We start from the raw sequence: 2,900 nt of genomic DNA, 5'->3' as shown, positions 1-2,900 counted from the left end.
GAGGCCGCTTAGCGGTTATGATTTATCGCGTCCAAGTTTCGGGGCGCAGTTCAGTTTCGAAACGGGCGTTTTCGGCGCCATCGAGCCTCCAAAGGCGGCCCGCCGCGCCCTTTGGGACAAAAACAAAAACTCAAAGCCCTGAGTTTGAAAAAAGTTTTTGAGGTTGTCCCAGCTTTTGTCCCCGAAGCCGACGAAACGCGACATCGCGTCATTCGGCGGCACGCGTTCCGTGTCGATGCCGCAAACTGGGTGCAACTGGAATGACGGGACGACAGAGCCAAAGCCATCGAGTGGGAATAAGGTTTAAGGAACCAACTTCTGAAAAATCAAAAATATTAGTGTCTTAACTGACGATTATCGCCTCCTCTGATAAACTAGGCAGAGGAGGCGGTTTACATGAAACTGTACCATCGCGAGCAATATCTGAAAAAGATTCGACCGTTCTACGATGACGATCTAATCAAGGTAATCACAGGTATTCGTCGCTGCGGCAAATCGTGCCTCATGGCAACGATTGCCGAAGAACTGAGAAATCGCGGCGTCGAAGATAAGGACATCATCTACCTCGATCTTGATAAGCGCGGAAACCGCTCGATTAAGACGCCTGAGCAGCTGGAGGAAAAAATCGAGTCGCTTCTGGCTGACAACGGCTTCAAATACCTCTTCATCGATGAGGTGCAGAACGTCCGAGACTACGAGGAGGTCGTGAACGCCTACAACTCGGATGGCGGCTTCTCGATATTCATCACAGGCTCCAACTCGTATCTGCTGTCTGGCGAGCTGATGACCAAGCTCACGGGCCGATACGTGGAGTTCGAGATGTTCACCCTGTCCTTTTCCGAGTTCCTCGATATGAAGAGGTTCATGGGCAAGGCGGTCGGTGACGCGCGAATCGAATTTGACGAATATCTACGCTATGGCGGGTTTCCTCGGTCTCTGGAATACGAAGATCCCGAGGCAAAGGCTCGCTACATCGAGGATGTCGTTGGGCAGATCGTCGACAAGGACATCAGGTCTCGCAACAAGATCCGGAACATTGATACGTTCAACCGTGTCATGACCCACGTCATCAACAACTATGGTGCGCCAACGAGCCTCACCAACCTTCATGACTATTTCACTAAGACGGAGCGCATTGCCGTCGAGCGGCGGACGATCGCCTCCTACATCCAGATGCTCGTTGACGCCAAGGTGCTCTACAGATGCGAGAGATTCGACCTTAAGTCCCGCAAATCGTTGCGTGGCGAGGAGAAGTACTACCTTGCGGATCCGGGTATCTATTTTGCGCGCAACATCGATGTCCGGTTGAATTACGGGCCCTCGTTGGAAAACGCCTTGTACATCTATCTCCGCTCGAGGGGATATAAGCTATCCGTAGGCCGCATCGGGAAGCTGGAGTGCGACTTCATCGCCCGCAGGCGCAACGCCTATGCCTACATCCAGGTTTCGATGACAATTGCCGATAGGAACGTGGAAGAGCGTGAGTACAGGCCATTCGGCTACATCAGGGACGGGTATCCGCGATACCTTTTCACGCTTGATCCCCTGCTGCAGGAGAGAGATGGCGTCAGACATCTTAACATGGTGTCGTTTATGAAAGATAATGGCGACCTAATTTGAGCGGCGGCCGGATTTCTTTGCTTCTCGGTACATGAGTGACGTGAATTAAAAGAGGACCATTGATTCACTTGGAATCGGCAGGCCGAGAACTCGTGTTGAAGTTAATGAGCTTTTGACCAGTGGCTCCTGTTACTGAGTGGGAGCAGCGAGAAACAGCACCGTCCAAACCCCTGACCTGCGGAGAGGTCGGGGGTTTTCTTTTCTGGCAACCTCTGGGCAATCTTTGTAGGCGCTGGGCCTGAAAAAGGAGGTAAGAATTCTCGCGCGCCCCCTTCAGTTCGCCAAAAGAAATGAATGGGCCAGGGTCGGTGTAAGTCATAATGCAACGAATAGTGTATCGTTGCATTATAATATGCAACGAAAACAGCTTCGATGCATTATCATTCAGGCGAAGGGGAGAGCCCATGCGAGAAACCAGGACCCTTGAATTCAAAGAATCGGTCACCAAGACGTTCCTCAAGACCGTAAGCGCCTTCGCAAACTACGGCACAGGTCGCATCTTGTTTGGGGTTGACGACTCGGGTGCGACGGTCGGCCTCGCAGATCCGTCGGCGGATGCGCTTCGAATCGAGAACATGATCAACGACTCGCTCGACCCCGTTCCGCGCTACACCATCAACATCGATGAGGCCAACAAGGCCATCTGCCTAACCGTGAACGAGGGGAAGTCGAAGCCGTACTACTGCAACCGGAGGGCCTACCGAAGGGCGGATTCAGCGACTATCGAGGTTGATAGAATCGAGCTCGGCAGGCTGGTCCTCTCGGGGCAGAACCTCAGCTTTGACGAACTCCGGTCCTCCCGCACCGATTTGTCGTTCTCGCTTTTGGCGGAGCGCTTCATGAGGCATCTCGGGCTGACCGCCTTCGATGACAACTCCCTTCGGACTCTCGGGCTCCTCGGGATAGACGGGGCGTACACCATTGCCGGGGAGATCCTCGCCGATGACAACGGCCTCCCGGGCATTGATGCCGTGAAGTTCGGCTCGGGCATTAGCGAGCTGCTCGACCGCAAGGCCGTCGAGGGCCGCTCGGCTCTCGAGCAATACGACGCGGCACTTGAGATGTACGAGCGTTATCTCGTGTACGAGACGGTTTCGAGCGCTGCCAGGGAAAGGGTGGAGCGCGTCCCGTTCGAGGCGTTTCGAGAGACGGTGGCGACCGCGCTCGTCCATCGCGTATGGGATGTCCCTGCCAACGTCACCGTCTCAATCTACGACGACCGGGTTACCGTTGTTTCGCCGGGCGGCCTCCCCAGCGGCGTGACCGAGGAGGAGTATCTA

2 protein-coding genes are annotated in these 2,900 nt (G+C 54.6%); both read left to right on the top strand.

The features are described 5' to 3' along the window. The first annotated feature begins 396 nt into the window (after positions 1-396). A complete protein-coding gene (locus tag ACT8II_RS09240; RefSeq protein WP_443813936.1) occupies positions 397-1,620 on the top strand; it encodes an ATP-binding protein in 1,224 nt (407 codons plus the stop codon). A 404-nt stretch (positions 1,621-2,024) separates the two neighbouring features. Next, a partial coding sequence (locus ACT8II_RS09235; RefSeq protein WP_443813934.1) for an RNA-binding domain-containing protein occupies positions 2,025-2,900 on the top strand: 876 nt, incomplete at its 3' end.

The organism is Collinsella sp. (assembly GCF_052346665.1).
GTDB lineage: Bacteria > Actinomycetota > Coriobacteriia > Coriobacteriales > Coriobacteriaceae > Collinsella.
Note: the sequence above shows the minus strand (reverse complement) of the source record. Positions and strands in the feature narration are given on the sequence as shown.